Here is a 3,272-nt window from a genome sequence, read left to right on the forward strand (position 1 = left end):
CGCCCCCGGTTTCGGGGGCGTTTTTCATTTCGGGGTCAGCAGGCAGGTGCCGCGCTTTTTCTCTTTGTCCTTGGGGCGATAGTAATCCCCGATATGCTGCCGCTGGCCATTCCCGATCTGCTCCCAGTCCAGCCAGTGGCAGTCGTAATCGAGCACATCGGCCATCGCACTCATCGCCGGGAAAGAGGGGACGCCGATCAGCGCCTTTTCCTGCCCCTCGATCTGCGGAATCGAGTTCAGCTCGTTGTCAGTGCGCTCGCGCATCAGCAGGATCACCGGACCGGGTCGCTGCGCGAATTCGCTGTCCACGATCACCAGCTCCGGCCCCAGTTGGCGCACCAGCTGGAAGAGCCGAAAATGGTCCATGACGTGATAGAGAATACCGAGGACGCCCACCACGTCGAAGCGCTCGCCCGCGTCGATCAGCTTCTGCATCCCGTCGAAGATGTCGTCGCAGATCAGCTTCACCTTCTCGCGCAGATGCGCGCGGGGAAATTGGTCGAAGCGGTCGATCAGCTCCTGCCGCCCTTCGATTCCCACCACTTCCGAGGCGCCTGCCGCCGCGAAAGCATAGGCCCAGCGGCCATCATGCGCTGCCAGATCGAGCACGCGCTTGCCCGCGATCTCCTGTTCCAGCGGCTTGATGATCATCTTGTGGCGCAGGTTCATCCGCTCCACCGTGCCGGGATCTTCGGCGTATCGGTCGATCTCGGGGAGGAAATCGTAGAAACCCATATTTGCGCTCGGCCCCGCTCTGGTTCATCTTGTTGGCGAGCCTAGGCGTAACGGGAAAACCGGGCAAGATAATGACGGACAGGTTGAGCGCGGAACTACTTTTGGCGGGCTATGCGCAGGGCATCTTTCCGATGGCCGAAAGCCGCGACAATCCGCAATTGCATTGGTTCGACCCGGCTCTGCGCGGGATCGTGCCCTTGGACAAATTCCACATTTCGCGCTCTCTGGCGAAAGTGATCCAGCGCGACGATTACAGTATTACAACAAACGCGGCATTTCGGGGTGTGGTCGAAGGCTGCGCAGATCGTGACGAGACGTGGATAAACGGCCCGCTCTTCACGCTCTACGACCAACTCCACGCCGCGGGCTTTGCGCATAGCCTTGAGGTCTGGCAGGACGGTGAGCTCGCGGGCGGCATTTTCGGGATCACATTGGGCGGCGCGTTCTTCGGGGAGAGCATGTTCTCGCGCCGTCCCAATGCCTCGAAAGTGGCGCTGACCTATCTGGTGGACCGGCTGCGCCAGACGGGGTTCACCTTGCTCGACACGCAATACATCACGCCGCATCTGGCCTCGATGGGCGCGATCGAAGTGACCCGGATCGAATATCGCGCGCGTCTGGCGCAGGCGCTGACGCGGGAATGCGACTTCACCTCAGGCCTGATCCCTGCGCCTCAGTCGCTTTTGCAGCGTATGACCCAGACGTCGTAACGCGGGTGATCGAGCGCCGAGAGCGCCGGGCTGGAAGCGATCATCCAACCTGAGAAATCAGGCTGCGGCTTGTCCTCTTCGGTCACCGTCACATAGGCATAGGCATCCGAGGACGGATCGTCGGCCGGGTAACGGCATTCGCGCAGCGTCACCTTGATGGGCCCGTATTTCACGCTCTGCCCGACATTCAAATTGATGTCCGAGGCGATGCCCGAGACCTTGTCGAGCCCGCGGAGCATCGCGCCCGTACCGTCGGCCAGCCCTTTCGCGGGCTCATCCTGCGGGATCTGGTCGTCCGGCGTCGTTTGCGTGAAGTCCTGCGCCGCAGCGAGCCCGGGAACGAGCGCCGCGATCAAAACCAAAGCGCGGATCATTGCGCCCCCTCCCCTGCGCCGTCGCCACTGCCGCCACCTGCAAATTTCAGCATCAGGTTCAGCATCGAGACCGCGCTTTGCGTGTCGAGAATTTCATCGCCGGGCTTGAGGTCGTCGATCGCCCCGCCCGGGATCAAGTCGATATAATTCGAGCCGAGAAGCCCGTCTTGCGTCACCGCGATAACCGTATCCTCGGGCAGCGCGACGCCGTTTTTCACCGAAATCGTGGTATCGGCGAAGAAAGTCTTCGGGTTGAGCGCGACGTTCGTTACCGTCCCGACCTTCACGCCCGCAAGCCGCACGTCCGTGCCGGGCACGACGCCCCCAATCGATCGGAAGGAGGCATGCAGCGGGTAAGAGCCGCCATCGGCGCCGATGCCCATGCCGCGCCCTGCCCAGACCAGAAAGCCCAGGGCCACGACCAGCACGATCGCGCCGGTGATGATCTCGGTGCGGTTTTCGCTCATAGCGGGTTGGCCTTACTCGGGCTGCCAAGCCTCGTAATCGCGGCGCTCGACCGGATGCGCGAGGCGAATCGACCCCGGCGGCACATAGGCCGCTTCGGTGCCGGTGTGGTTTGCCTCATGCGGTTTTTCCCAAGGCTTGTGGGCCAGCGGCTTGTCGGTCGGCGGCTCGTCATAGGTGAAGTGCATCCAGCCATGCCAGTCCGGCGGGATGCGGCTCGCTTCGCTTTCACCGTTATAGATCACCCAGCGGCGCTTGGCGTCCTTGGTGCGGTAATAGATATTGCCTTGCTCGTCCTCGCCAACTTTCACGCCCTTGCGCGCGGTGAAAAGCTGCGTGCCGACGGTCGAGCCGTTCCACCAGGTGAGAATTCGAAGCAGAAACTTCATGGGGCAACCTCCGCAATGCGTCTCGCCTGTTATATCCGTTGGGGCGTCGAGGTCCAGTGCCCGTGCGGGGATCAGGGCGTCTGCGAGGCGGAATTTGGTACCTCCAGCACAGCACGGTGCAAAAATCGCATCGTCGAGCGGCCGTCCGCAATGAGCCATTCGCTCCCACACGCCTGTCTAGGGGAAGTTTAGCGAAGTCTCTTCGCAGCAACACGGCCTACGTGAGGCACATGACAAAAACAAAAGGGCGAGCCGAAGCTCGCCCCTTGTCTAATCCTTGGCAGCACCGCGATCAGCTCGCCGATTTGCCTTCCTTCTTGGCTTCGGCATAGATCAGCAGCGGCTTGGCGTCGCTCTGGGTCACGGCCTCTTCGTTGACCACGACCTCTTCGACCTCTTCCATGCCCGGCAGTTCGAACATCGTGTCGAGCAGGATGTCTTCCATGATCGAACGCAGGCCACGTGCACCGGTCTTCCGCTCGATCGCCTTCTTGGCGATCGCGGTCAGCGCATCGTCGGTGAAGGTCAGCGACACGCCCTCGATCTCGAAGAGACGCTGATACTGTTTCACCAGCGCGTTCTTCGGCTCGGTCAGGATG

The 3,272-nt window shown here is 61.8% G+C and carries 5 protein-coding genes and 1 pseudogene; 1 reads left to right on the forward strand and 5 read right to left on the reverse strand.

Annotated features, from left to right (window positions below):
• Positions 1–24: 24 nt before the first annotated feature.
• Positions 25–735: a DUF1698 domain-containing protein gene (locus B3D39_RS16840; RefSeq protein WP_083074881.1), complete on the reverse strand. Its 711-nt coding sequence runs from the start codon at positions 733–735 to the stop codon at positions 25–27.
• A 71-nt stretch (positions 736–806) separates the two neighbouring features.
• On the opposite strand from B3D39_RS16840, the gene aat reads away from it, so the two are divergent.
• Positions 807–1,445 (forward strand): leucyl/phenylalanyl-tRNA--protein transferase, encoded by a 639-nt coding sequence (aat, locus tag B3D39_RS16845; protein WP_274962686.1) that lies wholly within the window; start codon positions 807–809, stop codon positions 1,443–1,445.
• Here aat and B3D39_RS16850 read toward each other — a convergent pair.
• From B3D39_RS16850 to B3D39_RS16865, 4 genes and pseudogenes are all read right to left on the reverse strand, one after another.
• Positions 1,409–1,819, reverse strand: a complete 411-nt coding sequence (locus B3D39_RS16850) for a DUF2155 domain-containing protein (RefSeq protein ID WP_274962687.1) — start codon at positions 1,817–1,819, stop codon at positions 1,409–1,411. The genes aat and B3D39_RS16850 overlap by 37 nt on opposite strands.
• Positions 1,816–2,286 carry an outer membrane lipid asymmetry maintenance protein MlaD gene (mlaD, locus tag B3D39_RS16855; protein ID WP_078519541.1) on the reverse strand — a complete coding sequence of 157 codons (471 nt, stop codon included), beginning with the start codon at positions 2,284–2,286 and terminating at the stop codon, positions 1,816–1,818. The genes B3D39_RS16850 and mlaD overlap by 4 nt, the downstream gene beginning before the upstream one ends.
• Positions 2,287–2,298: 12 nt before the next feature.
• Positions 2,299–2,673 carry an NADH:ubiquinone oxidoreductase subunit NDUFA12 gene (locus B3D39_RS16860; protein ID WP_078519542.1) on the reverse strand — a complete coding sequence of 125 codons (375 nt, stop codon included), beginning with the start codon at positions 2,671–2,673 and terminating at the stop codon, positions 2,299–2,301.
• 292 nt (positions 2,674–2,965) lie between these two features.
• A pseudogene (locus tag B3D39_RS16865) lies at positions 2,966–3,272 on the reverse strand (ATP-dependent Clp protease ATP-binding subunit ClpX); the annotation flags it as partial.

It is taken from the genome of Thioclava sp. UBA3469 (assembly GCF_002378135.1).
Classification (GTDB): domain Bacteria; phylum Pseudomonadota; class Alphaproteobacteria; order Rhodobacterales; family Rhodobacteraceae; genus Thioclava; species Thioclava sediminum.